The sequence below is a fragment of the Kitasatospora sp. NPDC001119 genome, assembly GCF_053598475.1.
This window is the reverse complement of record NZ_JBSFKI010000025.1, coordinates 125,340-149,001: the sequence shown is the minus strand read 5'-3', so window position 1 is coordinate 149,001 and position 23,662 is coordinate 125,340. Positions and strand designations below refer to the sequence as shown.

32 protein-coding genes and 1 pseudogene are annotated in these 23,662 nt (G+C 74.1%); 28 read left to right on the top strand and 5 right to left on the bottom strand.

From position 1 onward, the window contains the following. The first annotated feature begins 132 nt into the window (after window positions 1–132). The 25 genes and pseudogenes from ACWDD9_RS28745 to ACWDD9_RS28625 all read left to right on the top strand — a co-directional run bounded on the left by ACWDD9_RS28745 (window position 133) and on the right by ACWDD9_RS28625 (window position 17,041). A complete protein-coding gene (locus tag ACWDD9_RS28745) occupies window positions 133–612 on the top strand; it encodes a hypothetical protein (RefSeq protein ID WP_449813163.1) in 480 nt (159 codons plus the stop codon). Window positions 613–673: 61 nt separating this feature from the next. Further along, window positions 674–1,210 (top strand): hypothetical protein, encoded by a 537-nt coding sequence (locus tag ACWDD9_RS28740; RefSeq protein ID WP_449813162.1) that lies wholly within the window; start codon window positions 674–676, stop codon window positions 1,208–1,210. Then, window positions 1,207–1,881, top strand: a complete 675-nt coding sequence (locus ACWDD9_RS28735; protein ID WP_449813161.1) for a hypothetical protein — start codon at window positions 1,207–1,209, stop codon at window positions 1,879–1,881. The genes ACWDD9_RS28740 and ACWDD9_RS28735 overlap by 4 nt, the downstream gene beginning before the upstream one ends. A gap of 57 nt (window positions 1,882–1,938) precedes the next feature. Continuing rightward, a complete protein-coding gene (locus tag ACWDD9_RS28730; protein WP_449813160.1) occupies window positions 1,939–2,469 on the top strand; it encodes a hypothetical protein in 531 nt (176 codons plus the stop codon). 56 nt (window positions 2,470–2,525) lie between these two features. Next, window positions 2,526–3,071 (top strand): hypothetical protein, encoded by a 546-nt coding sequence (locus ACWDD9_RS28725; RefSeq protein ID WP_449813159.1) that lies wholly within the window; start codon window positions 2,526–2,528, stop codon window positions 3,069–3,071. 134 nt (window positions 3,072–3,205) lie between these two features. Beyond that, entirely contained in the window at window positions 3,206–3,655 is a 450-nt protein-coding gene (locus tag ACWDD9_RS28720) for a hypothetical protein (protein WP_449813158.1), read from the top strand. Further along, window positions 3,652–4,155 (top strand): annotated as a pseudogene (locus ACWDD9_RS28715) (DNA cytosine methyltransferase); the annotation flags it as partial. The gene ACWDD9_RS28720 and the pseudogene ACWDD9_RS28715, both read left to right, overlap by 4 nt. Window positions 4,156–4,282: 127 nt before the next feature. After that, on the top strand, window positions 4,283–4,654 hold the full coding sequence (locus tag ACWDD9_RS28710) for a hypothetical protein (RefSeq protein ID WP_449813172.1): 372 nt from the start codon (window positions 4,283–4,285) through the stop codon (window positions 4,652–4,654). Between the two features lie 332 nt (window positions 4,655–4,986). Then, the gene (locus ACWDD9_RS28705) at window positions 4,987–5,619 is read left to right on the top strand and encodes a DUF4913 domain-containing protein (RefSeq protein ID WP_449813157.1); all 633 of its coding nucleotides are present in this window, start codon (window positions 4,987–4,989) and stop codon (window positions 5,617–5,619) included. Window positions 5,620–5,632: 13 nt separating this feature from the next. Further along, on the top strand, window positions 5,633–5,983 hold the full coding sequence (locus ACWDD9_RS28700) for a hypothetical protein (protein WP_449813156.1): 351 nt from the start codon (window positions 5,633–5,635) through the stop codon (window positions 5,981–5,983). Between the two features lie 45 nt (window positions 5,984–6,028). Beyond that, window positions 6,029–6,928: a winged helix-turn-helix transcriptional regulator gene (locus tag ACWDD9_RS28695; protein WP_449813155.1), complete on the top strand. Its 900-nt coding sequence runs from the start codon at window positions 6,029–6,031 to the stop codon at window positions 6,926–6,928. Between the two features lie 8 nt (window positions 6,929–6,936). After that, window positions 6,937–7,785 carry a DUF317 domain-containing protein gene (locus ACWDD9_RS28690; protein ID WP_449813154.1) on the top strand — a complete coding sequence of 283 codons (849 nt, stop codon included), beginning with the start codon at window positions 6,937–6,939 and terminating at the stop codon, window positions 7,783–7,785. Beyond that, window positions 7,782–8,228 (top strand): hypothetical protein, encoded by a 447-nt coding sequence (locus ACWDD9_RS28685; protein ID WP_449813153.1) that lies wholly within the window; start codon window positions 7,782–7,784, stop codon window positions 8,226–8,228. Before ACWDD9_RS28690 ends, ACWDD9_RS28685 begins: the two co-directional genes overlap by 4 nt. Window positions 8,229–8,266: 38 nt before the next feature. After that, window positions 8,267–9,493, top strand: a complete 1,227-nt coding sequence (locus ACWDD9_RS28680; protein WP_449813152.1) for an MFS transporter — start codon at window positions 8,267–8,269, stop codon at window positions 9,491–9,493. Further along, window positions 9,490–10,185 (top strand): HAD family hydrolase, encoded by a 696-nt coding sequence (locus ACWDD9_RS28675; RefSeq protein WP_449813151.1) that lies wholly within the window; start codon window positions 9,490–9,492, stop codon window positions 10,183–10,185. Before ACWDD9_RS28680 ends, ACWDD9_RS28675 begins: the two co-directional genes overlap by 4 nt. A 26-nt stretch (window positions 10,186–10,211) precedes the next feature. Continuing rightward, window positions 10,212–10,991: a hypothetical protein gene (locus ACWDD9_RS28670; protein ID WP_449813150.1), complete on the top strand. Its 780-nt coding sequence runs from the start codon at window positions 10,212–10,214 to the stop codon at window positions 10,989–10,991. Further along, window positions 10,988–11,557 carry a hypothetical protein gene (locus ACWDD9_RS28665; protein ID WP_449813149.1) on the top strand — a complete coding sequence of 190 codons (570 nt, stop codon included), beginning with the start codon at window positions 10,988–10,990 and terminating at the stop codon, window positions 11,555–11,557. Before ACWDD9_RS28670 ends, ACWDD9_RS28665 begins: the two co-directional genes overlap by 4 nt. A gap of 55 nt (window positions 11,558–11,612) precedes the next feature. After that, on the top strand, window positions 11,613–12,278 hold the full coding sequence (locus ACWDD9_RS28660) for a hypothetical protein (RefSeq protein ID WP_449813148.1): 666 nt from the start codon (window positions 11,613–11,615) through the stop codon (window positions 12,276–12,278). After that, window positions 12,275–12,691: a hypothetical protein gene (locus ACWDD9_RS28655; RefSeq protein WP_449813147.1), complete on the top strand. Its 417-nt coding sequence runs from the start codon at window positions 12,275–12,277 to the stop codon at window positions 12,689–12,691. The genes ACWDD9_RS28660 and ACWDD9_RS28655 overlap by 4 nt, the downstream gene beginning before the upstream one ends. Window positions 12,692–12,812: 121 nt before the next feature. Beyond that, complete coding sequence (locus ACWDD9_RS28650; protein WP_449813146.1) at window positions 12,813–13,469, top strand: glycosyl hydrolase; 657 nt, start codon at window positions 12,813–12,815, stop codon at window positions 13,467–13,469. A gap of 31 nt (window positions 13,470–13,500) precedes the next feature. Then, on the top strand, window positions 13,501–13,746 hold the full coding sequence (locus ACWDD9_RS28645) for a hypothetical protein (RefSeq protein ID WP_449813145.1): 246 nt from the start codon (window positions 13,501–13,503) through the stop codon (window positions 13,744–13,746). After that, window positions 13,743–14,762 carry a hypothetical protein gene (locus ACWDD9_RS28640; RefSeq protein ID WP_449813144.1) on the top strand — a complete coding sequence of 340 codons (1,020 nt, stop codon included), beginning with the start codon at window positions 13,743–13,745 and terminating at the stop codon, window positions 14,760–14,762. Before ACWDD9_RS28645 ends, ACWDD9_RS28640 begins: the two co-directional genes overlap by 4 nt. Then, entirely contained in the window at window positions 14,759–15,586 is an 828-nt protein-coding gene (locus ACWDD9_RS28635) for a hypothetical protein (RefSeq protein WP_449813143.1), read from the top strand. Before ACWDD9_RS28640 ends, ACWDD9_RS28635 begins: the two co-directional genes overlap by 4 nt. 133 nt (window positions 15,587–15,719) lie before the next feature. After that, complete coding sequence (locus ACWDD9_RS28630; protein ID WP_449813142.1) at window positions 15,720–16,187, top strand: hypothetical protein; 468 nt, start codon at window positions 15,720–15,722, stop codon at window positions 16,185–16,187. 92 nt (window positions 16,188–16,279) lie between these two features. Beyond that, window positions 16,280–17,041, top strand: coding sequence for a DUF317 domain-containing protein (locus ACWDD9_RS28625; protein ID WP_449813141.1), 762 nt, complete (start codon window positions 16,280–16,282; stop codon window positions 17,039–17,041). 91 nt (window positions 17,042–17,132) lie between these two features. Here ACWDD9_RS28625 and ACWDD9_RS28620 read toward each other — a convergent pair whose 3' ends face one another. After that, window positions 17,133–17,753: a hypothetical protein gene (locus ACWDD9_RS28620; protein WP_449813140.1), complete on the bottom strand. Its 621-nt coding sequence runs from the start codon at window positions 17,751–17,753 to the stop codon at window positions 17,133–17,135. Between the two features lie 195 nt (window positions 17,754–17,948). Between ACWDD9_RS28620 and ACWDD9_RS28615 the strand changes: the two genes are divergently transcribed. Genes ACWDD9_RS28615 through ACWDD9_RS28605 form a run of 3 tightly spaced genes read left to right on the top strand, consistent with a single transcriptional unit; the run spans window position 17,949 to window position 19,038 of the window. Further along, window positions 17,949–18,326, top strand: coding sequence for a DUF317 domain-containing protein (locus tag ACWDD9_RS28615; protein WP_449813139.1), 378 nt, complete (start codon window positions 17,949–17,951; stop codon window positions 18,324–18,326). 11 nt (window positions 18,327–18,337) lie between these two features. Further along, a complete protein-coding gene (locus tag ACWDD9_RS28610) occupies window positions 18,338–18,607 on the top strand; it encodes a hypothetical protein (RefSeq protein ID WP_449813138.1) in 270 nt (89 codons plus the stop codon). 38 nt (window positions 18,608–18,645) lie between these two features. Continuing rightward, window positions 18,646–19,038 (top strand): hypothetical protein, encoded by a 393-nt coding sequence (locus ACWDD9_RS28605; protein WP_449813137.1) that lies wholly within the window; start codon window positions 18,646–18,648, stop codon window positions 19,036–19,038. Window positions 19,039–19,164: 126 nt separating this feature from the next. Here the strand turns inward: ACWDD9_RS28605 and ACWDD9_RS28600 are convergent, their stop codons facing one another. The 4 genes from ACWDD9_RS28600 to ACWDD9_RS28585 all read right to left on the bottom strand — a co-directional run bounded on the left by ACWDD9_RS28600 (window position 19,165) and on the right by ACWDD9_RS28585 (window position 23,590). Then, window positions 19,165–19,539, bottom strand: coding sequence for a hypothetical protein (locus tag ACWDD9_RS28600; RefSeq protein ID WP_449813136.1), 375 nt, complete (start codon window positions 19,537–19,539; stop codon window positions 19,165–19,167). A gap of 221 nt (window positions 19,540–19,760) precedes the next feature. Beyond that, complete coding sequence (locus tag ACWDD9_RS28595) at window positions 19,761–21,032, bottom strand: ATP-binding protein (protein WP_449813135.1); 1,272 nt, start codon at window positions 21,030–21,032, stop codon at window positions 19,761–19,763. Between the two features lie 16 nt (window positions 21,033–21,048). Then, window positions 21,049–22,302, bottom strand: coding sequence for a hypothetical protein (locus ACWDD9_RS28590; protein ID WP_449813134.1), 1,254 nt, complete (start codon window positions 22,300–22,302; stop codon window positions 21,049–21,051). Between the two features lie 13 nt (window positions 22,303–22,315). Then, entirely contained in the window at window positions 22,316–23,590 is a 1,275-nt protein-coding gene (locus tag ACWDD9_RS28585; RefSeq protein ID WP_449813133.1) for an MFS transporter, read from the bottom strand. Between the last annotated feature and the right edge of the window lie 72 nt (window positions 23,591–23,662).

Below are 23,662 nucleotides of genomic sequence, written 5' to 3'. Positions count from 1 at the left end.
CCAGCCCTGCCCTCCACGAGCTCTCCCCGGCCTCCGAGCCCCGACGCCACACGCCTGCGGGCCGCAGCGGACGCCATCGATGTCGTCGCCGCCGCTCTGCCCGGCGCCTACCGGGAGGAAGGCCCGCCGGGTGTGCGCGAGTTGGCCCAGCACGTCGGCGACATCGGCGACCGGCACACCCACCTGGTCGCCACCGCCGCCGTACTGGCGTCGTCGCCGCGTGCCGACAGCACCCGGCGGGCCACGGCCCGCGCACTGGCCGACGCCGGCGCCGAGGTCGGACGGGCGATGTCCAGCATCAGCCGTGCCGTCGCGATGTCCGCTCGCCTCCACGAGGTCGCGGGCCTGAGCAGCCCGCACGCCGAAGCCGTCCGCGAGCGCGCCGGACGCGAGCTGAACCTCGCGCTGTCCCATACCCGGCTCGCGCTCAACGGCGCCGGCGACACCCTGCGCCAGCAGGCCCGCTCGGGCCGTGACTCTGCCGCTCTGCCCCCGGTGCGCAGCCGGGCCGCCCTCGCCCGCACCGCCGGGGCGCCTGCCCCCACGTCGTCCACCACCCCGTCGGCCGGCTCGGCCGCGCCCACCACCCCGGCCGCGGCCCACCACCGCTAGCCTGACCCAGGAGCCACCCATTCCCCGACCGAAGTACCAAACCATCGATTGTGAAGCCGAGTTGGCGCAGTTGGCCTCCGTCTTCACGCTCATCGCGGAGAACCTCGACCAGGCGACCCGCGTGGCCGGCCGTTCCCACATGGTCAAGGCCATCTCCGAGGAGTGCGAGAACGCCAGGACCGTGATGCGGCGCTGCTCGGCCCGGATGCACGACCTCCTCGGGGCCCCAGAGGCCGAGGACCCGGTGCGCCTGGCGGTGGCGGCGTCGGCCTTCCGCACCGGGCGGGCGCGGGCCGCCACCGTCCACCTCCACCTCGCCCAGGCCCTGGCCATCCTCGTCGACGACACACCTCCGGCCCGAGGAGACGACACCGAGGGTCGTGAGCGGGAGCGGCGCCTCAAGAACCAGATGCTGTGCGCCGTCAACGAGGGGTGGAGCACCGCTGGCGCCGCGGGGAGCGAACTGGTGACGCTGAGCGGGCAGCTGCCGGCCGCTGCCACGCCTGCGACCGCCCGCCCCCGGCGCACCCCTACCGTCTCCGCCACGGCGCCTGCCGCCGCCGGCCAGCCGGCCACAGCCGCGGGCCGCCGCCGATGACCGATATCCGCGAGGAGGACGTCCAGCGTCTGGCCGACCTCGCCGACCGCCTCGCCGTCATCCGTCGCGGCCTTCGCCAGACCGCGAGACGGCCGCGGGCCGAACAGCCGGACCTCCTGGCCCGGGACATCGGCGCCCTGGCGGACTACGTCGTCTTCGCGTCCCGGCTGCGCGCCGAGCTCTCACACCGCCTTGGGCCGGCGCCGGCGAACTACGGCGAGGACTGGGGGCCCGCGTTCGCCGCCACCCGCACCAGCCCCGTCCTGCACAAGCTCACCGAACTGCTGGACGACGCCTGCGACCTGGCCGACCAGAGCCGCCCCCGCGGCCAGTACCGTTCGCGCTTCCAAGCCGCCGGTCTGGACTTGCGCGTCTCGGCCCAGTTCGCCTCGGCCGACGCGGATCTCACTCAGGTGATCGCCACGATCCGCCGCTTCCGCACCGGGCTCGGCAAGGTCCGTGCACGCGAACTGGAGCAGCAACAGCAGGCTGTGGCGGACCCCACCGGGCCCACGGCCCGGGCAGGCGCCGCCCGTGGGAAGGCCAGGGGCCAGGCCTCGGTGGTCAAGGAGACGGCCGACACGGCAGAGCGGCGGGCCGGGGCCTCCCGGGTGGTCTCCCGTCCCCCCTCGCCCGCCGCATCACCGGCCCCGGCAGCCCCCCGCCGGTGACCCCCGCCGTGTCCCCCTGACGATCGGAGTGCCCTGAACGACACCGACCCCACGGCCGTGATGCGGTCGCTGGCCGACCGGCTGGAGGCCGTACGCCGCACGCTTCCCGGCATCACCGACCACCCCTCCCAGGCCGCGTGGCCGATGACCCACCTGGTGGCAATCGCCGCCGAGGCGTCGGACGAGTACCTCTTCCGGGTCGCCGACCCCAAGGCCGACCGCCTTGCCCTCGCCGCGTTCGCCGCCGCCGCTTCGCGCACCGGTGAGGCCCTGGCCGCCGTGGCCGGTGCCGCGACCCGGCTCCTCGACCCGGGCGGCGCCCACGGAGTCCAGCAGGCGCTCGCCGACGCCGACGCCCTGGCCGCCACCGCCACCCACGAACTGAGCACCGTCGCCGACCTGCTCACCAACTCGGCCCCGGCACCGGTGGTCCCACTGCCCACCGACGAACTGCACCGGCGCCGCACAGCGCAGGCCTCGGCCGCCGCCGCCCGGTCCCGGATCGTCAGCGCCCAGCCCGCGAGCAGCGTCCACCCCGCACCCGCCGGCCCCACAGCACCGGTCATCCCGCTGCGCCGGGGCCACTGACCCTCAGGAGCCCTGCTCTGTCCACTGCGCACCCCACCGCGTGGGAACTCGCGGCGATGCTCGACGAGGTCGCCGCCTCCTGGCCCGGCGTACCCGCGCACGGCCCGCTGCCCGCCCCGGACACCGTCGGCGTACAGCTGGTCCACCTGCGCCTGCTCCACGGCCGACTGGCCGACGCCGCCCTGGCGCCCCTCGACGCGTTCGCCGCGCCCGAGAAGGCCGCCGCCGCCCGTCGCGAACGGCGGGCCACCACCCGGGCGGTCTCGATGTCGGCAGTGGCGCTGCAGCGGATCAGCGAAGTCCTCGAACTCGCCGACACCCACCAGCTCACACCGACGCCCCTCGCCTGCCAGCACGCCCAGTGGCTGTACCAGGACGCCGCCCAGACTCTCACCCTGGCCGCCCGCCACCTGCGCGACAACGGCCCGGCGCCCCGATCGGCCGCCAAGTCCACCCGCCCCGTCGCCGAGGCCGACCGCCCCGCCCGCGGAGCAGCCGCCCGCCTGCGCTCCGCCCTCGCCCGCACGTTCCGCACCGGTCCCGACGCCGCACGCCCCGGCCACCAGCCCGTGGCCGGCCCCTCCACGACCAAGCGGCTCTGATCCCCCACTCCTGGAGTCCGTCCCTGCCCTCCCCCGAAACCCACCTGCCTGTCTCCCTGTCCGGTGCCGCCGACCGCATACGCGTCGCCCGGACCGGCCTCGACGCCCTGCGTCGGCCGGACGCCCTGCACCTGGTGCCCGCGCACATCGAGGCGCTGCGCCGGATCCGCCTGTCCGTGGTCGGGCTCGCGGCGGACCTCACCGCGTCCCGCCCTTCCGGCACGGCGCCCCATCGCGCCGGCCTGGCCCTGCGGGACGCCGCCCTGGGGCTCGCCGAGGTGGACCAGCACCTCGCCGCCGCCAACCGCAACATCTGGCACGACCACGCCACCGGCTCCACCCGGACCGCCGATCCCAGCGGACACCACCTGGCGCTGCGGCGCTCCGAGCTGGTCCTGGACCGCGCCGCCACCGGCCTGCAACTGGCCGCCGAGCGAGCCTCCGCCAGAAGCGGCCTGCGGGCCGGCGCCGCGCGGGTGCGTTCCGCCTTCGCCCGGCGGGCGACTCCCACAGGCGCTCCGGTCACCGCCGCACCGCACACGAGGGCCCTGCCGACGGGCGCCCGGATCAAGGCGTCGCGATGACCGGTCTTCGCATCGGCTCGCTGTGCACGGGCTACGGCGGCCTCGACCGCGGCGTCCGCTCGGTGCTCGGCGGCACCGTGGCCTGGCACGCCGACCCGGCGCCCGGCGCCGCCGCCATCCTCGCCCACCACTGGCCCACTGTCCCGAACCTGGGCGACATCACCGAGGTCGACTTCACCGAGGTCGAGCCGGTCTGTGTCCTCGTCGCCGGGTTCCCGTGCACCGACGTCTCCGTCGCCGGGGGCCGGGCCGGGCTCGCCGAGGGCACCCGCTCCGGGCTGTGGCACACCATCGCCCGCGCCATCCGAACCCTTCGTCCCTGCCTGGTGATCCTTGAGAACGTCCGAGGCCTGCTCTCGACCCCCGCTCGCTCGCATACCGATGGCGACGTGGAACCGTGCCCGTGGTGTCTGGGAGACACCGGAGATGAACATCATCTGCGGGCACTCGGTGCCGTACTCGCAGACCTGGCCGACGCAGGGTACGACGCGCGCTGGCAGGTGCTACGCGCATCCGACGTCGGAGCACCCCATCGGCGTGAGCGGGTCTTCATCGCCGCCTGGCCTGCCGACCCCGCGGGCGAGGGACTCCCGGGGCCCGGACGCCGGGCGGGAGGACCTCGGCCACGTGGTCACGCTGCTGCTCACCCCGACCTCGAACCTGGGCTCGATCGGCGGCTCCCAGCACCCGGACCTCCGACGGGCCGGCGGCCACGGCCCCAACCTGAGCGATCTGGTGGAGCACCTGCTGCCGACCCCGCGGGCGAGCGACGGCACCAAGGGAGGCCCCAACCAGCGCGGGAGCCGGGGCGATCTGACCCTGCCGAGCGCGGCGGCGAGGCTCCACCGGACCTCGAAGGCGAGCATCTCCGGGGGCCCTTCCAGGACCGGCCGCAAGGGCCTCGGCCCGCCCCCGCCGCAGCCGGAGCTGCCGATGTGGCCGCCGCCGCGGCCCGCTGGGGCGAGTACGCCGCCGCCATCACCCGCTGGGAGCGAATAACCCGCCCGGCACCCGATCCCGTGGATTCCCGAGGCCGCCTTTCCCCGGAATTCGTCGAATGGGCAATGGGCCTAAAAAAAGGCCACGTGACGCAGATCACGTCACTTTCCCGGTCCGCTCAGCTGACCGCTCTGGGAAACGGTGTCGTCCCCCAACAGGCCGCACTGGCAACCGAGTTGCTGACCTCTGATGTTCCTCTCTGTGGAAATCACCCGGCGCTTCCCCGGTGAATTCCAGGCGCCCATACCCCATGGCATAGCTCCTGAGCAAGGGATTGGCCGGCGGGCAGAGTCGTTTCCACCGACGCACGAACGATTCCCCAGGAGCCGCCCTTGTCCACCCCTACGTCCGCCGATCCGCCCGGCCGTCCGGCGGTCTCACCGGAGACCGTGGCGGAGTGGCGTGCCACCCTGGCCCGCCTCCAGGCGGAACGCGACTCGATCGCCATCGTGGCCGAGCGCCTCGCCGAGGAGCAGGACGAAGCCGATCCCGCCTCCGAGCTGCTGGTCGAAGACGCCCTGGCAGCGGAGGCGGACGGCGCCCCGGAGGAGTCCGACGCGGTGTCGCTGACCGTCCTCGCCTTCGACGACGACGCGCTGGCCGCCGAGGTGGCCACGATGGTGCCGTGGGTCGACCACATCCTGCTCGGCGTCTACGGGCAGGAGATCACCAGCGGCAGGCCCTGGTGCGCCCGGTGGCCCGAGCACGACGAGGCGCTGGCCCGGATCCACCACTGCTGGCTGGCCTGGCAGGAGCTGACCGACTCCCGCTCCGGCGCCACCGGGCCCAGCGTCTGGCAAAGGGACCACCTGGAGCCGCTGCTGCTCAAACTCCGCGCCGCGGACGGGCCGTTCGGCGCGTGCACCACCAACCCCGACCACCCGCACCACCGGCTACTGCCGCACCCGCCGCACACCGATCCGGACTCCTTGCCCCAACCCGGGGTGCCCCGCATCTCCGTCTAGCCGAGGACCGCCCGTGACCGCCGCCCTGCTCGACTTCGATGCCCACCCGGCGGCGCTCACCGACCTCGACCAGCTCCCCCGGGACCTGCGGGACGCCGCCGTCGACCACCTGCGCCGCCTGGTCCGCTGCCAGCAGCGCGGGCCTGTCCTCGGCCGGCGGGGCCTGTGGGACCTGACCGGCTGCCGCCGGATCTACCTCGACCACGACCGCTTCTGGCGCCTGGTCTACCAGGAGCGCCCGCCCCGGGCCGCCTCCGGGTGCGGCGAGATCTACCTGCTCGCCGCTGGACGCCGCAGCGGCCACCAGGTCTACAACACGGCCGCCCGCCGCCTGCAGCTGCTCACCGACGCCTCCGCGGCCTGACCCGCCCGCCGCCGCCCGTCTTCCTCCACGCGAAGGACCACCACCATGCCCTCCTCCCCCCTCGCCCAGGCCCAGCGCATCCAGGCCGCCGTGGCCGTCCTCGGTCCGCAGGACACCATCTCGCTCCTGCGCCTGCTCAAGCTCGCCGACGGCACCCGGCCGATGTCCGACCTGGCGGAGAAGTCCCACGGGATGACCGAAGCCCAGCTGGAGCGGCGCCTGGACGCGATGGAGGAGAACGGGCTGGTCACCCGTCGGCAGGAGGCCGGCACGACCGTCGTCTCCGCCACCCGGGCGGGGCGCGAGGCCGTCTCCTACCTCCAGATCCCCGTCACCCGCTGGGCCTCCGCCCACCAGGGCGTCCCGGAGTTCGGGACCGGCCCGGGCGCCTACACCGAACAGGCCCTGGCCACACTCAACCGCGCCAACACGGTCGCCACCATCATGGCGCTGGACGCCTACGGGGAGCGCGCGTACCCGAGCGAGATCCTCGACGCCGCCCTGCCCGCCGGCATGAACCCCGGCAACCTCTACCAGCGGCTGCAGCAGCTGGAGGCGGACGGGATCGTCGAGCGCACCGGTGAGCCGCGCTACTACATGTACGGGCTGACCACGGCCGGCAAGGCCCTCGCCGATCCGCTGGAGGCCATCGGCCGCTGGGCCCAGCGCCACCTCCCGGCGCCTCCCCGCTCCGAGACGACCGTCCGCCGCGCCGGAGCGCGCACCACCGCTCCCGCCGCGCCCGCCCGTCCGGCCCCCGCGAAGCCCTCGCCCAGGGCCGCAGCCCCGGCCGTGACGCAGGCGCCGTCGCCGTCGCAACTGGCCACCACGCGCGCCAAGGCCGCCTCGGTCCGCTCGGCGACCGCCTCGCTCGTCTTCAGCCACGAGGCTCCGCCGCAGCCCGCCCCTCTCATCTCCAACTCCACCGCCGCCAAGCGGCGCTGAGGACCCCCATGGATTCCACCACCACCCCGTCCGCCCCTCGGGCGCGCCGTACAGCCGCCTCTGGCCCGAAGCCGAAGCCGCGGGTCAGGCCCGTCCTTCCCGACCCCTCCCGGAGCAGCCGGATCGTCGGCGTCCGGCCCGCCTATCTCGCTCTCGGCTCGCTCACCTCCGTCGCCCGCGCCCGCAGGGTCCTCCAGGAGGCGTCCTGGGCCGACGCCGCGCGGGACCAGGGCCACGTGTTCTCCCGCGGCGGCGTCGAAGTGGTGCTGCACGACCCCGCCGACAAGCGGTACCAGCGCGAGGCGCTCACCGCTCAAGGACCCGGCTGGCACGCCACGTTCAGCTCGCAGACCCCCGACGAGGTCCTGGCCTCAGCCGCCGAGGCGCTGGTCGAGGCCGCCATGGTCAGCGAGGAAGGGGCACCGGACCGGTCCGATCTCGACGATGCGCTCTCCTGCCTGTCCGATGCCGGGTGGGAGGACGCGGACGCCCTCGGCCGCGGGGTCACGCGGGTCACCTCGCCCGACCATCTCGCGGAGGTCCTGTGCCCTCCCGACCAGGAGGCCTGGCTGGTCACCGTCGGATTGGACGGCGAGGGCTGGGAAGCCGAACTGGTGGGCGACTGCCCGGAGGCGCTCGTCGAGAGCGTCATCGGCTGCCTCGCAGCCGAGTCCCCGGCCCGCCGCCGCAGCGCCGATCTGCCGAACGCACTGCACCGCTACCTGGAGATCGGGCCGGACCCGTACCGCTCCGACGCCGCCCGCCAGACCTCGCCGTCCGCCCGGGCCGCAGGTCCCGCCGCGACCGTCGTCACCCCCGCCCAGAGCGCTACCGCAGCCCTTCGGAGGAGCCGTTGACCACCACCCGCCATGAGGCGACCGCGCTGCTGACCGCCGACCTCCAGGAGGAGTCGGAGCAGGTCCAGGCGCTCGCCCGCGCCCTCAACCTGCCCCACCACGCCCTGGACCCGGTGCGGCTGCTCAGCCGCAACCTGCTGAGCGCCCTGGTCCACCTCGCCACTGTCAGCGCCTCGGCCGCCGCCGTCGTGGACGCCGCCGACCCACCCACCGGCGCCCACCTCCGCGCGCTCGCGCGGATCGAGCAGGCACAGCAGGCCCTGCTGTCCGCCGGCGGCTCGATGGCCACCGTCCTCGACCAGCTGACCTCCCCCGACCGCACCATCACCGACGCCGCCGGGCTCGCCCAGGCCGGACGCCTGCGCGCCGGCGCGCTGCTCACCAGCGCGAGCGCCCACCTCGGGGCCGCCGCCGCCGCGCTGCGCGCCGCACCACCCGGCTGATCCCGCCACCCGCACCACCAGGAGACCCCGCCGCCCGCATGCACCCCGCTTCCACCTCCCGGCCCCGCCCCGCCACGCGCGACGTCCTCGCCCGCCCGCACGTGCGCGCACTGCTCGCCGGAACCCTCGTCGGCCGCCTGCCCACCGCGATGGCCCCCCTCGCGCTGCTGCTCGCCGTACGGGCAGCCGACGGTCCGGTCGTGCTCGGGGGCGTACTCGCCGCCCTCTACGCACTGGCCGGCGCCATCGGACAGCCCCTGCTCGGCCGGCTCGTCGACCGCTCGCGCCTGGGAATCGTCTCGGCCCTCGGGGCGAGCGTGGCGTTCGTGGCGTTCAGCCTGCTCGCCGCGACCGACCCGGCCGCCCGGCCGCTCGTCGCCGCAGTCCTCGCCGTCCTCGCCGGTGCTGCAACACCGCCGCTGGAGGCCGGACTTCGCGCGCTGTGGCCGCGGCTCGTACCCGATCCGGCCGAGCAGCGGGTGGCCTTCACGCTGGACAGCGTCAGTCAGGAGATCGTGTTCGTCGCCGGGCCCCTGGCCGCCACGGCCCTGTGCGAACTCCTCTCCCCGGCCGCCGCGTTGTGGGCGTGCGGGGTCATCGGCGGCATCGGCGCCGTCGTGGTCGCCACCCGACCGCCCGCCGGCTGGCCGCCGGCCGAGCGGCGCGAGGTCCACTGGAGCGGACCTCTGCGCTCGCGCGGCCTGCTGGTCCTGCTCGCCGCGATGCTCTGCCTCGGCGCCAACCTCGGCGCCTTCAACGTCCTGGCCATCGCGCTCGCCGACCGCACCGGGACCGGGTGGCTGACCGGGCTGCTGCCCGCAGCGCTGTCCGTCGGCAGCCTGCTGGGCGGGATCGCCTACACCCGCTCCCCCTGGCCGCTCTCCCCCCAGCGCCAACTGCTCGCCGCGGCCGGCGGGTACGCGCTGTCGTTCACGCCGATGCTGTTCGCCACCGCTCCGCTCGCCGCCCTCGCCTTCGCCGTCGCACCCGGCCTCTACCTCTCCCCGCTGCTCGCCACCGCCTTCGCTCTCTGCGACCGGCTGGCGCCCAGGGGCACCGCCACCGAGGCCGCGGCCTGGCTGGTCGCGGTCGTCGGCGTCGGCCAGGCCCTCGGCACCGCCGTCGCCGGCCGCCTCGCCGAACACGGCACCGCCCCCGTCGCCACCCTGACGGCATTCGCCGCCGTCCTGGCCGCGGCCGTCCTCCTCCCCCGCACCGACCTGCTCAACCCCCACCCCACCACCTCTCAGGAGACCAGCACTTGACCACCAGCACCACCGCCGCCGCTCGCATCCGCATCGTCTGGGACTGGAACGGCACCGTCCGCGACGACCTCGGCGACCACGTCGCCGCGCTCAACGCCACGCTGCCCGCCCTCGGCGGCCGTCCGATCGACGTCGACACCTACCGCTCCCAGCACCGGGTGCCGATCCGCTCGTTCTACGACCACCTCCTCGGCCGCTCGATCAGCGACGAGGAATGGACCAGCAACGACGCCGCCTTCCTCGCCGTGCTCGACCAGCGCCCGGTCCAGCTGCGCTCGGGCGTGAGGCAGGTGATGCTGGGCCTGCGCGCCCGCGGCATCCGCCAGTCCCTGCTCTCCCTCGCCCCGCACGAGCGGCTGCTCCACGAGGTACAGCAGGTCGGCATCGCCGGGCTGATGGACCGCATCGACGGGCGCATCGGCCCCTCCGTCTCCACCAAGGCACCGGCGCTCGCCGCCCACCTCGCCGCCCTCGGCCCCGGCATCGATCCGGCCACCGTCATCGTGATCGGCGACAGCGCCGACGACGCGGTCGCCGCCCGCGCGGTCGGCGCGATCCCGGTGCTGCACACCGGCGGCCTGCACTGCCCCCAGCGCCTGGCCACCGACGGCGCCCCGCTGGTGGACACCCTGGCCGAGGCCGTCGAGGTCGGCCTCGCCGCCGTCGCCGCCCGCGCGTCGGCCACGCTGTGAACCGGCTCTCCGACACACCCACGCCCGTGTCCGCCGACCCGACGATGATCGGCACCGCGATGGTGCTCCGGGAGTTCGACATCGGTCACCCCAGGGACATACCCGGTGGGCGTGACGACGAGGGAAGCCTGCTTGGCAGCTCGGCCTCCGAGGTCCTCCGGGTCGCGCGCCGCCTCGACCACGTCCAGCAGAACATGGTCGCCAGCGCCCGCAGCATCCGCGGCGACGTACAGCGCGTCATCGACGGCCTCGACACCGACATGCCGCTGACCACCGGCGTGCTCGGCACCAGCGCCCACACGCTCGACCTCCTGTGCGCCCGCCGCGCCGAAATCCACCAGCGCCTGGATCGCCTCATCGGGCTGCACAAGCTGCTGGCCGCCCAGACGCCGGCCGAGCCCGCCACGCCGGAGCGGGCGCCGGAGCGGCAGCGCGCGGCCGAGCCGCCCCGGCCGGTGAAGCTGAGTCCCTCCCAGCGCCTGGCCCTCGACGCCGTCGCCCGCGGCGAGGTCACCGTACGGTCGAGCGGCATGCGGCACGGCGAGCAGATCATCAGCCCGGGTATGCGCGTCAGCACCGTGTCGGTCAACTGGCTGATCGACCGCAAGCTGGTCGGGCACGACATGAGCCGGTCCCTGTATGTGGGACGAGAGCTTCGGCTGACGCCCGCAGGTGCCCGGGTGCACGCCTCCCTCTCCGGGAGCCCCGGCACCGAGGCGGCACCCACCACCGCTACTTCGCCAGGCCAGGGCCCGGCACAGGCGGCCAGCACCCAACCGCCCCGCACGGCGAAGGCGGCACGATGACCACCATCGGGCCAGCCACGGGCCCGGCACCCGCCAAGCTGGTCGACGGTGCCCCGGCGTTCGCCGGGCGCCTGCTCGTCCTGGAGCGTCTGGGCCTGGACACCTACGGCCTGGCCGACCGGCACACCGAGGCGGGCGAGCTGCGAAGCCTCGCCCTGCTGCTGGCGCGGCAGGCGGAACGGGTCGACGACGCCGACCAGGAACTGCGCCGCCACGCCGACTTCGCGATCCGGCGCCTGGAACGGACCCGCAGCGGTGACCACCAGGAGGCCGAGCGATGGGGCCTGCTGTCCTCCCTCGGCCGCGACATCGAAACGCTCGCCGCCCGCTACCACCTCGCCGTCGAACACCTCGGCATGGCCATCCACTTCTACCGGCAGGCCACCGAACCCACACCCACCAGAACAACGGCTCCCGAGCGCGTCCTGGCCTCACGTGCCCGGACCAGCGCCACTTCCACCGCGCCGCAGCACGCCGCCGACCCGGTCCGATCCGGCGTCCAGGCACCCGCATTCGCGCCCGAACCGGCGCCGCCGCCCCGGTCCGCGAGCGCCCGGACACGCTGACCCCGATGGAGAACACCAGCTGACCACCACCCCACCCGCCCACCGGTTCCTCCAGATGCTCGCGGCCCCCGGCACCGTCCGCACCCTGCTCGGGGCCCGCCACTACGAACTGGACGACCAGTTCCGCCACGGTCCTCCCGCCAGCCACGGCATGGAACCCTCGCAGATCAGAGGCCACCTCCAGCGTCTGCAGGACGCTCGCCTGCTCGACCCAACCGGCTGTTACGACATCGCTCGCCAGTCCACGACGCAGGCCGCCCGCGAGCTGTCGCCCGTCTGGATGAGCGCGTACCTCACCGCCCAAGCGCTCGGCCTGGTCCGGCTTGGCCCGCACATCGCCGAACCGATCGAAGAGCTTCTGTACCTGGCCGCCGCCGAGGCGAGCCCCGGCGCGGTGCGGGCCCTGCCCGAGCGGCCCGCACCTCACCGGGACCTGGTCGCCCACCTCCTCGACGGCGGCGCCGGCGAACTCGCGGCCCAGCTGCCCGCGGACACGGCCCTGAGCTCCGGGCAGTCGCTCTACGACACCTCGGCGAACACCGCGCTGCGTCACCTGCGGATCATGTACGACGCCCTCGACGCGTGGCACGACCGCTACCACGCACCAGGACGGGCAGCAGCCTCGACCGCGCGCAGCGCCCGGACGGCCGCCGCCGAACCGGGCACGGACACCACCGCCGTGGCGAGGGAGCCCGTCACCCGCCGGGTGCCGCGCCGATGACCGAGACCACCGGCACCGACTTCGGCCTGGCCGGTCTGGACCCTGCCACCGCGGACGACGCCGTCGGCGCCCGCGTCCTGCACCACAGCGGTGCCGACTTCACGATGGAGCACACCCAGGGCTTGCGCACCAGCGCCGTCCTGGGCGCGGTCGACGGCCGTTACATCGCCGCCGTCATCACCCGCGATCAGCGCGCCGGCACCTACACCATCCACCTGCACCACACGGGCGACAGTGCCGACGCCCGCACATGGCTGGCCACCCAGGCGGCACGGGCGACCGCCTCCGCGACACCGACTGCGGCCCGCCGCGCCGCCGCCACGGCGCGCAGCACCCGCACCAGCCCCACCGGCCCCGGCCCGGCCGCCGCCTACGCCGCGCCCGCAGGCCGATCCGCAGTTCGGCACCACTGACCCAGGAGACTCCATCGCCCTCACCGCAAGTTCCGCCCTCGGCTTCACGTACGATCTGGAGCCCGCCGACGAGGAGAGCGAGGAAGTCCTTTCGCTCCTTGTCAGCCGCCAGAGTGCGTTCATGGTCCTCACCGCGCAGCACCGGGCCGACCCGTCCACCCGGCTGCGCACCAGCTATGTGATCGCCTTCGACAGGTCCGCCATCTACGGCGTCCCCGGTGAGCCCGACATCGTCGCCGTCCACCTGCAGCGTGACGACACCGCCGGCACCATCCGGGCTGCCATGACGACCGAGGCGCTGGTGCCGCTGGCCGAGCGCTGGCTCATCTCCCGGGGCGCAGACCCCGAGCAACTCGCCCAGACCGCGATGCCCATCCGCCCGGCCGACCCGCTCACCCGGCAGACCGAGGAGTTCCTGCGTTCCTCCGGTGACCGCTTCACCGTACGCAGCAGCTACACGGACGAGGGCGAGCCGTACGAGATCTGGGTCATCGCACAGGACACCGCCCCCTCCCCCGTTGAGGCTCCGGTGAGGGTCTGGCACAACCGGCGGCAGGTCGGCGACGACACGTACACCCTGCGCGAGGGCGGCTTCGCCGACCTCGACGCCGCGTACGCGTGGACCCGGGACACCAGCGCCCCGCTTCCGCCCGTCACCTCGCCGAGCGCCCGCGCCGCCGCCGCCCGCCAGAGCACCGTCCCGGCCGCCGGCCGGTCCTATCTCAACCCGACGTCAGTTCAGCCACCGCCCGGCCCCGGGCGTCCCCGTACCCGCTGATTCCGCCCCGACCACCTCACCCAGAGTGCCCTTGACCGCGACCTCGCACATCCACGTCCAACCCCTCTACCTGGCCGGCCGACCGGTCGCCCGCCGTGTCGGCGCGCTGCCCCGCGCATCCCTGCACCAGCTGACGACACCGACGGCCGCCGGGCTCCCCGAGGACCGGCGCTCGGCGGCCGGCCTGCGGTTCACCCGCCCCGTGCGGCTGCGCCCGGCCGCCGCCACGATCGGCCCAGCCCCGGGCGCCACCGGCCCCTCCAGGAGCCTCCGGTGAACGACACCGCCTCCAGCGCAGCAGCCAGAGCGCAACGGGCCACCCGTGAGCCGATGTTGGCCGCCTTCGCCCAGACGCTCGCGCCTCGCCTGCCCGGTGAGTGGGTCGCCGACGTCATGGATCTGCCGACCACCGCCGCCCGCACCGCACTGCACGACCGGCTCTGGGACCTCGCCACCGCCGACTGGGCGCTGGGCGAGTTCAGGTACACCGACGCCGGGGTCCTGCGCGGCCCGGCGGGCCGCGAACTGCTGGTGCTGCCCCGCCCCGTCCCCCATACCGGGCAGTACATCGTCGCCCCGCTCCTGCCAGCGGTGTTCGGCCGCACGACGGACGACGTCGAGCACCTCTCCCCGCACGGCATCACCGTCTCCCCCGATCCGGCCCGCGCCGCGGCGGCGGTGGCCGGCCGGCTTCTCCCCCGCTACGACCGGGCGCTCCGCAGCGCCCTGCCGGACTTCTCCTTGCCCACCGAACTGCAGCCCTGGGGTGGACCCTTGTCGCCCGCCGACCGCGATCCGGCCGTGCTGCGCGCCTGCGTCCTCGACGTGCTCGCCGTCACCGAGTTCAGCGTGGACGACACGGCCGGTCTGGCAGAGGTCCTCGCCGGGGCCAGCGAGTACGTCGCCGGCTACGCCAGGGCACCGCTGGTCCACGCCGTCACCGTGCAGGCTCTGCTCGCCAGCGCGGGACTCGGCAGCGCCTCCCTCCTCGACCCCGACACCCCGCTGCACCTTCGGAGCCTGTCCGCCTTTCCCCCGGCCGAACAGCAGCGCCTGCTGCGGCAGACCGCCACATGCCTCGCCGAGCCACCGGCCACCCCGAGGTCGTCAGTTGCCCGCATCCGCTCCGCCACCCGCAGCCTGGAGGAAGCAGCCGGCGGGCCCGGCCAGGTCCTGTCCGCCCGCGCGGTGGCCGCACGCCCCGCTCAGGACCACGCGCCCGTCGGCCACGCTCCGGAGCCTGGCGTCCCGAGCACCGGCATCGCCCCGGGGAACCGGAGAGCCCTGCGGTGACCTCCGACCCCCGCTCCCGGCTGGTCTGCATCGCGCCGCCCTACCTCGCCGGCGGCCCGGCCGACTACAAGGAGGTGCTGCACCTCCTGCGCCGCGACCACGGCTGGTTCGTCACCACCCACGGCCACGGCGTGCGGGCCCTCAGCCCGTGCGGCCGGGTGAAGATCCACGAGGCCCGCTGGTCCAGCGACGGCCCGGCGCTGGTCCTGAGCGAGGAGGCTCCGGACAGCAGCCTCCTCTGGTACGCGACGATCAGCCGCCACACCCCCGTCGAGTTCGTCCTGCCCGCCGTCGCCGTCCTCGCCGCCGCGCTCCGCGACGGCCCCCAGGCACTCCACAGCCCGTCGAGCGGCGACGCCGAAGTCGACTTCGAACGCTGGTCCCCCGCCCCGGGATGGACGGTCACCTTCTCCGGCGAGGACTACCAGGTGCACGACCCGCCGGACACCCTGGCCAGCTTCGTCCTGCGCCGGCCCGGCCCGGGCGAGAGCAGCTTCCCACGCCAACAGGAGCCCGGCTACAGCTTCTTCGGCGGCCCCGAGGACAGCCCCCACCACTGGAGCGCCGAGTTCTCCCCAGGCTCCCCGCCCGCGGTAGTGGCCGCGATGTACCGCGCCGTCGCCGACCCCGCACCCGTGGTGCGCCGCCCGGCCGAGGTCCCGCCATTCCACTGGCCCCACGCCGCGATCATCCCGCTCGCCGCCCCCGCACCGGCCCGCAGGATCGCCGCCGCCACGCGCACCACCACCGCACCACCGCAGCCGCCGACGGTGAAGCCGGCCAAGGAGCCCGCCCAGCGCCCCCCTCGCCGCCGGACCCGATGACCCGAAAGGCCCGACCATCCGCACCGCCTCCGAGTACATCGCCGTCGTCGAGACCGCAACCCGCGGCATCAAACAGGCCGCCGCCGACTGGGACGCCGTCAACGACGGCTTCTGCGACGCCGACGGCAACATCGTGGACACCGACGGGTGGGACACCGGCATCATCGCCCGCGACCTGGCCGCCTGGCAGCACTACATGGAGCTCCTGCCGTGCGCGGCCGGCTTCCTGCTGCGGGTCGGCGCGGTGGCCACGGCCGACCCGCCCGACCCGAGGCTCCTCCACAGCAGGCGGGCGCTCAGCACCGCCTACCACTCCAGCTGGCAGCGGATCAACCGCATGATCACCATGGCCCACGAACTCGACCACCCACTGACCGAGGAGATCGCCGCCGAGATCTGGCACGAGATGAACGAGTGGGCCGACCACGCCCCCGTCCTGGTGGACGCCTACCACCGCCTCCACCCCGAACCCGACCACGCCCTCGAACCCCGCTCGGCCGCAACGGCCCGCACCACCACCGCCCTGCCCGCGCCGACCCAAACCCCAGCCGCCCGACCCGACGCCACCCAGCCCCCGCGAACGCCCCGGAGAACACCCTGACTTCGCCCTTCCCCGGCACCGACGCGCCCAACGACCCGGACACCTGGCGCGAGTACTTCGTCTCACCTCGCTACCTCACCCCCGGCGCAGGCATGCCCGACACCGCCATCGGCCGCCTCGCCAACGCCCGCTGGCTCATGGGCGACGACCCAGTGGCCAACGTGTACCTCGCCTCGCCGGACCTTCGGATCCGGTTCGGCTTCCTCCCTGAGACTCCCGGCCCGCTATGGAAGGCCACAGCCTCCCCCGACCCCTTCCACGGCGCACCGGCCTGGATCGTCACCATGGACGACAACACCCCCGCCGAGATCATCGCGGACTTCGCCACCGACCTCGTCACCGCCCACGCCGAAGGCCCCAAGCACTACCTGACCGACACCTACCCGACCACCCTCGACGAGACCCTCGCCGCGGCGGGCTGGCACACCGTCGAGGACGAACGCCTCACCCACCTGCCGTGGCAGTCGCCCGACGGCTACGCCGAGGTCCACCACCTCCCAGGGGACCTGGACCCGAAGGACGAACTCGCCGGCACCAAGGCCCGCTGGGTGATCAACGGAGGTACCGACAACGAACGCTGGTGGATCACCGCGTCCTCAGGAACACCGACCCGCCTGGTGTCCTCCCTGTACGCCGCCGTCGTCAACCCGGCCCCCGTCCGCCGCTACGGCGCCGACCTGCGCGCGCTGCCCGCACAGGCCACCGTCAAGCCGGTAGCCCCGGTCCGCGGCAACTCCCGTGCCCTGGCCGCACACGCCGGAAGCGCCCTCATCCGCTCCGCCCAACCCGCCAGCACCATCTCCCCGGTGCCGACAGCCTCCCCCGGCACGGAGCGCCGGACGTTCTCCCGATAGTGTCCGAAGCTCCCCAACCGCACACCCACATCGTCATGTTGCGCCTCCATCCCGAGCTGTCAGGTCTTGATGGAGGTGGCGCAGGGCCAGGTCAAACCGGAGAACTACCATCCGGGCTGTGCTGTAGCGCGTACGTCCGCTGCTGGACCAGATCGGTCACGACGTATCGGTGCTGGGCGCAGCTGCGGGCGGCGGCCTCGACGGCGGGCAGCAGTCGGTGCTCCGCATAGATGACGACGCCGTCCTCCGCGTACCAGCGGACGTCGCGATCGGTGAGGCGGGCAGAAACGAGCCGAGCCGCACGGCACTGCCATCCCGTGGCGCTGGTGGCGAGGAGGTGATCGGCCACCTCCCCGGGTGAGTGCTCCGGCGCCCCCGTGTCGTACCCCTCGCGCAACCCGAGCCCGACGAGCACGTCGCCGTTCCCTTGGTCGGTACCCCGGGTCCATCCGGTGGCCGCGACCAGCCGGTGCACGGCGGCATCGCACACCGACGTGTCCGGCGTGCCGTACGTACGGCTCGGGTCCCGGTACACCACCACCTCGTCCACCGGCTCGTCGGCGGCCCCCGGCAGGAAGGCCGCGACCGGCCACGTACGAGCCAGGTCGGTCAGCACGTGCCGGACCCACTGGATCGACACTGCGGTTGGCAGGTACAGCGGTTGCGTCCAAGCGCCCTCCGCGGAGGCCACCTCGATGTAGCGCGTCGTCATGGGACGACTGTGCAGCAGATGAATGGGCCTCGACCTGCGGTTCCGACTTTCCCGTTCATAACCTTCCCCGAGACTCCGCCGGGTTCATAGACAGGGCAGCTCCGGCCCGGCCTGGGGGCGCTCGTCGTTCCCGGCGCTCTTGTTCGCCTCCGGCAGACGCCACAAAGTACGCAAACAGACCATCGGCAAGCGACCATGAACGCCTTCGACAGGAAGGTGTTCCTCATGACCGTCGCGGTCACCGCCCCCACCGTCCCCGGGCTCGTGCAGGGCGGTCCCTTCGAGCACCGGAAGTGGCTGACCGGCGAGGGCAGCCCCTACCTGATCAGCGACTTCCTGGCCCTCCACCAGTGGAGTTGGGTCATCGACCCGCGCGGCAGCATCCACGCCGCGTCGCCCGACACGCGCGTCTACCTCGGCTACGCCCCCGACGATCCGACGGTGGACACCTGGACGATCGCGGTCACCGGCACCACCCGCGATCCCGGCTGGAAGGCCGTCTTCGACCGTAACGCGCCGGTCGAGCTGGTCCTCGACCTGCTGACCGCAATGTACACCCGCACCACCCGCTGAACCGGAAGGGCTTGGCCATCACCACCGGCAGCAACACCAGCGAATCCGACATCACCCGGGACCTCACGTCCGCGCAGTACCTCGCCATCGCCGGAACCGTCTCCACCGCCGTCTCCGCCGCGATCTGCGCGGGTCTCCATGAACCGCTGGTCGCCCTCGCGATGCTCCTGACCTGCCTCCAGCAGATCGCTCTCCAGATGAAGCTTCAGCGCCTCCAGCGCGCCACGGTCACCGCCTTCGCCACCGGCCGCATTCCCCGCCAGCGCGACAAGTCCAGCTGATCACCGCACCCGCTCCGCCCTTCACCAGGAGGCAGCCCGTGAAGTCCCCCGCGCCGGCCCAGAGCAACCACCGCCTACGCCTGGTCGTCCGCGGCCTGCTGGCCACCGGCATCGTCAGTGCCGTCGGATTCGGCGCGCTCAGCGCCTACAACGCCCTCGCCCACCACGCCGTCGACAGCGGTTCCCTCATCCTCTGCGGCTCCTTCACCGTCTTCACGCTCGAAGTCGCCCGGTCCTTGGACGACCTCACCGACGCCGACGTCCTGGCCCTGCTGCGCGCCGCCCCGCTACCGTACAGCCCGGAGTCCGTGGCCCGTGACCTGGGCCGTCGGCCCGGCCCCGTGCAGCTCAGCCTGGCCCGGCTGGAGCGGGAGGGGCGGATCGTCGCCATCGACGCTGCGGGCGCAACGGTCCACTACCGCGCCCGCTGAGCACCTGCCCCCGCCCGAGAGCGAAGTGCCGCTGCCCCTTCCCCGCGCCGGGGAAGGGGCAGCGTGCTGTCGGCCCACGTACGCCCTGCAAGGGCATCCGCCGATCCGGGTCGGTCGCCGCGCGACCTAGGACAGGTACGTGCCGCGGAACAGGCCGTCGAAGCCCAGGCCTTGGTACATCTCCTCGAAGGAGTCCCACGTGCGCTCCTCGCAGGATTCGTCGCGGGCCTCGGCGACGTCGCTCGCCTCCAGGTCGGTCTCGCGCCATTCGTGGGCGCACCGGCAGCGTACGAAGACCAGGTTCGGGTGCACGTGGATCAGGAGCCAGTCGCGGGTCGCCTGGCACTGGGCGCAGGAGATGAGCATGCCGCGCGGGCTCAGGGGGTTGGGGTGCGGGACGGCGAGCGTGCTCGGGACGGGGTCGGCCGGCTGCGGCTCTTGGCCGTAGCGGAAGTTGGTGAAGTTGGGCCGGTTGTCGTCGCCGCGGTCGAACAGGCTCAAGGAGCCCCCCTCGCTCTCGTGATGTATGGGATAGAACATCCAACATCGAGAACTTTGTTCCACTTTGCCCGATTTGCAAATGTCGGCTCGGTCACACCCCGGCGTCCGCCGATGTGGAGCTGGCCGGTACCAGCGCAGTTGACTTGCGCGGCCCTGAGCCCTCACCCCTGCTACGACGAAGGCCGGGTCCGGTGCGCGCCGGACCCGGCCTTCGGGTTGGGTCAGTCGACGGTGATGTCGAGGTGGTGGGTGGCGTCGGCGAGGTGCTGGAGGCAGCGCTCGGCGGTGGTGTCGCGGGCGACGAGGTGGGCGACGCGGGCGGTGCCGAGGTTGCCGGCGGATGGCAGTGCGACGTGGTCGCCGCTCTGCTTCTCCCAGACGAGGCGTTCCAGCCAAGGCCGTTCGCGCAGTGCGGGGTTCGCCGTCGCGCGGGTGAGGCGGCCGGTGGCGGGGGCGTAGGCCATGTGGATGGCGGCGGCACGGCGCCGGGTGGGGGTGAGGTCGGGCTGCAGGCCGAGGGCGATGTCGGCGGCGGCGAGCGGCAGGTCAATGCCGGTGGCCTCGCGGACCAGAAGGGGGATCAGGTCCCCGGCCAGGCCCCCGTTGACCGCGGTCAGGCGGGGGGTGCTGCCGCCGTCGACGAGCCGCATCTCGACGTGGGCGACGCCGTTGGCGAAGCCGACGGCGTCCAGGGCCTGCACCGCGACGGGACCGACCAGGGCGAGGAGCGGATCTGCGGCTTCGACACTGTGGCCGGCCTCCTCGAAGCACGGCGCAGGCCCGAGGTGCTTGCGGGTCACGGCGACGGGCGTGGTCACTCCGAGGACGGTGACGCACTCGACCGAGATCTCCGGCCCGTCCAGGTACTCCTCGACGAGGGCGCCGAAGCCGTCGTCGGCGTGGGTGGCCCGGGTGTAGGCGACGACGAGGCCGGTGGAGTCGTCGACCCGGCGTACCCCGATGCCGCCCGCCCCGGCGGCCGGCTTGACGACGACGGGGTACCCGATGCGCTCGGCGGCGGCGAGGGCCTGGTCGAGGGAGTCGACGCGGGCGCCGGCGGCCGAGGGGACGCCGGCGGCGGCGAAGGCCACGCGGCCGGCGGCCTTGTTCCGGCATGTGGCGGCGGTGGCCTCGGAGTTGCCGAAGGTGCCGAAGGCGGCGGCGAGGCGGGCGGCGCTGTGCTGGGCGTCCTCGTCCCAGGTGAGCACCCCGGTGATGCGGTGGCGGGTGGCGAGGTGCTCGGCGGCGGCCAGGGCCTGGTCCGGGTCGCGGGTGTCGGTGACCTCGTGGTCGGCGATGTAGGGCAGTTGCCAGGTCGGCTCGCCCTGGGCGAGGAGGACGACGCGGTGGTGCTCGGCGATCTGCTCCAGCGCGTGGCGGCGGTACTTCTCGGTGCCCGAGGAGACGAGCAGGATGGTCGGGGTGGTGCTGGTCAGGGTCTCTCCGTGGGTCGGTCGGTGGGCGGGCCGGCCCGGCGCGGACGCGGTGGGCAACAGGCCGGGTGGGCGGTCAGCGGGTAGGTCGGTGCCGGACGGGTGGCGGTGCTGCGGTCGTGGCCGGAGCTGCGGGTGGGGGCTGGACGGGGAGGTTGCTCGCGCGGGCGAGGGCGGCCTTCATCTGCTGGTCCCGGTCGGGGGCGGGGGTGCCGATCCTGCGTGTGAAGTGCTTGACCAGTGCGGGCAGCGGGCCGTGCGCGAGCCACTGGGCGAAGGGCCAGGCCTCCTGGTTGCGCAGGTTGTCGGTGCGGCGCTGCGCGGGCGCGAGTTCGTGGGGCTCTCCGGTGAGGGCGGCTTGCGCGGCGAGCCAGCCGTCCTGGATCTCCTGGAGGTGGGCGAGTGCTTCCTCGACGGTGTGGAGGCGTCGTAGGTCTGGCCCGACGAGCGGGTCCAGGTGGTCTTCGATGCGGGTGGCGGATCGGATGCCGGCGACGACGTACGGCCCGGTGTCGAGGAGCACCTCGATGTGCCACCAGGCCCTTCGGTTGCGGTCGTGCTCGGATTCGAAGTCCTGAACGCGTCGGTCACGATCGTCGGACCATGGGTGCTCTCCGACCAGGGCGTCGCTCAGGTCCTGGAGGCCGAGGACGACTTCGGCCACGGCCTCTGATCTGGCCTTCCAGAGCGCCTGCCGGTAGCGCGGTGCGATGGTGCCGGTGATCTGGGCCGCCATGGTGGCCGTGTCCGTCTCCTTCGCGAAGCCGACCGGCGTGGCCGGCTCCGGTTCGCCCATGAGGTGGTGGGCGTCGTCGGTACGTGCCGCGCCGACGAGGAGCGGGGTGTCCGCGCCCGGCCGGATCGCGAGCAGGTGCTCACCGGTGGGGCCGGTGAGGGCGAGGGCGGTGTGCGGTGCGGTGGTGCTGGTGAAGCCGGGCCAGGACCAGGACCAGGCCCGGTCGTTCAGGTCGGCGAGGTCGCGGCCCGGGTGAAGTGACAGGGGGCGGGCCGACCAGCCAGGCAGATGGCCTGCCAGGCTCTCGGCGAGCGGCGAGGTGACGGGGTCCGCCGGTCGGTCCGGGAGGGCGTTGCCGTGTTCGTCGAAGTACACGCGCGCGAACCGTCCAGCCATCCCCGGGGGCGAACCGGTCAGCTCGAAGAGGGCTTCACTGCTCGCCCACCGGCCCTCGGGCGTAACGGAGTTGATGCCGTAGACCAGCTTCCAGCGCGGGTGGGTGGCGGGGAGGTGGGCACGCAGGTGCTCGAACGTCGCGAAGTCCTCGGGGGCCAGGTCGGCGTGGGCGATGTGAGCGGTCGGGTCGTAGGGCACGGTGTTCTCCGGATCAGGCGGTCGCTGTCAGGGGCCGGTCGGTGTCGTGGAAGTGTTCCCAGGCGGTGTGGTGGGCACGTAGTCCGCGGAAGCAGGCGAAGGTGCCGGCCGAGACGAGGACTCCGGCCGCTGCGACCAGCAGGTCCAGGTGGCCGGTGGGGCACAGGGCGACCAGGAGCCCGGCGAGCGGGAGCGGGGCGAGGACGAGCAGCACAGTGGTGGCGAGGGTGACGCCGAAGGCTCTGGCGGGGATGAGGCGGGCGCGGGCGGTGCGCAGGACGACGGTCACCGCGCCCTCGCCGGCCGTCAGCAGTCCGACGGCGGTGGCGTAGAGGGGGAGGTTGGGCGCCAGGGCGCTGGCGAGGGTGGCGGTGCACACGGCGGCGGCCGCGGTGGCGCCGACGGTGAACAGGCCGAAGCGGTCGATGGCTCGGCGGGCGGCGGCGACGGCGGCCAGTGAGAGGGCGGCGGCGATGCTCCACACGGTGCCGACGGCGGCGGTGGAGTGGTGCAGGGTCCGGGTGACGGTGACGGCCGTGGAGATCTGGACCAGGCCGGAGGCGAGGTTGACGCAGGCCAGCGCCCCGACCAGCCAGGCCAGCGCGGGGGTTCGGCTCAGGGTGCCCAGGCCGGTGGCGAGGTGGGCCAGCGGGTGGCCGGCGACGGGGTCGATGACGACGTGCAGGTGCGGGCGGTGGGTGCGCACGCTCGCGGCGACGGTGGCGGTGACGGCGGACAAGGTGGCGACGGCCACCAGTAGCAGGGCCGGTCCGGCGAGCAGCAGCAGGCCGCCGATCATCGGGCCGATCAGGAGGGCGGCCTGGTCGGTACCGGTGAGGACGGACTGGACGCGGTGTGCGTGCTCGCCCGCGCGGCGGTCGGCTTCGGCGGCCACGGATTCGTTGGCGAGGTAGGCGGCCTCGGCGAGCATGCCGAAGGCGAGCACCAGCCACGGCCCGGCTCCGACGGCGAGCCCGATGAGGGTGGCGAGGGCGGCGCCGCCGCGCAGCAGGCTCGTGGTCAGGACGGCGGCGCGGGGGCTGTACCGGTCGATGACGGGGCCGGCTCCCGCGACGGTGGCCAGCCGGGGCACCCATTCGAGCGCGACGGCCAGTCCGGTCCATCCGGGCGAGTGGGTGAGGGTGAGGACGAGCAGCGGCACGGAACACATCGCCACGGTGGTGGCGAGCGAGTCGGTGGCGCGCAGGGAGTAGCAGCGCAGTAGCCAGTCGCGGTCGGCCGCGCTGGCGGCTCGGTGCCGCTGGTGGCCGGTGGTCGGGCGGGGCAAGGGCGGTCTCCTGCGTGGGGGCTGCGAAGTGGGGTTGGTTCGGCCGCCGACGGAGCCCTGGTGGCGTCCGTC

Excerpts from the sequence above, each read along its gene's own strand:
- ACWDD9_RS28735 (WP_449813161.1), top strand. The coding sequence starts at position 1,207 with ATGACCGATATCCGCGAGGAGGACGTCCAGCGTCTGGCCGACCTCGCC.
- ACWDD9_RS28725 (WP_449813159.1), top strand. The coding sequence starts at position 2,526 with ATGCTCGACGAGGTCGCCGCCTCCTGGCCCGGCGTACCCGCGCACGGC.
- ACWDD9_RS28695 (WP_449813155.1), top strand. The coding sequence starts at position 6,029 with ATGCCCTCCTCCCCCCTCGCCCAGGCCCAGCGCATCCAGGCCGCCGTG.
- ACWDD9_RS28690 (WP_449813154.1), top strand. The coding sequence starts at position 6,937 with ATGGATTCCACCACCACCCCGTCCGCCCCTCGGGCGCGCCGTACAGCC.
- ACWDD9_RS28680 (WP_449813152.1), top strand. The coding sequence starts at position 8,267 with ATGCACCCCGCTTCCACCTCCCGGCCCCGCCCCGCCACGCGCGACGTC.
- ACWDD9_RS28665 (WP_449813149.1), top strand. The coding sequence starts at position 10,988 with ATGACCACCATCGGGCCAGCCACGGGCCCGGCACCCGCCAAGCTGGTC.
- ACWDD9_RS28660 (WP_449813148.1), top strand. The coding sequence starts at position 11,613 with ATGCTCGCGGCCCCCGGCACCGTCCGCACCCTGCTCGGGGCCCGCCAC.
- ACWDD9_RS28655 (WP_449813147.1), top strand. The coding sequence starts at position 12,275 with ATGACCGAGACCACCGGCACCGACTTCGGCCTGGCCGGTCTGGACCCT.
- ACWDD9_RS28650 (WP_449813146.1), top strand. The coding sequence starts at position 12,813 with ATGGTCCTCACCGCGCAGCACCGGGCCGACCCGTCCACCCGGCTGCGC.
- ACWDD9_RS28625 (WP_449813141.1), top strand. The coding sequence starts at position 16,280 with ATGCCCGACACCGCCATCGGCCGCCTCGCCAACGCCCGCTGGCTCATG.
- ACWDD9_RS28620 (WP_449813140.1), bottom strand. The coding sequence starts at position 17,753 with ATGACGACGCGCTACATCGAGGTGGCCTCCGCGGAGGGCGCTTGGACG.
- ACWDD9_RS28615 (WP_449813139.1), top strand. The coding sequence starts at position 17,949 with ATGAACGCCTTCGACAGGAAGGTGTTCCTCATGACCGTCGCGGTCACC.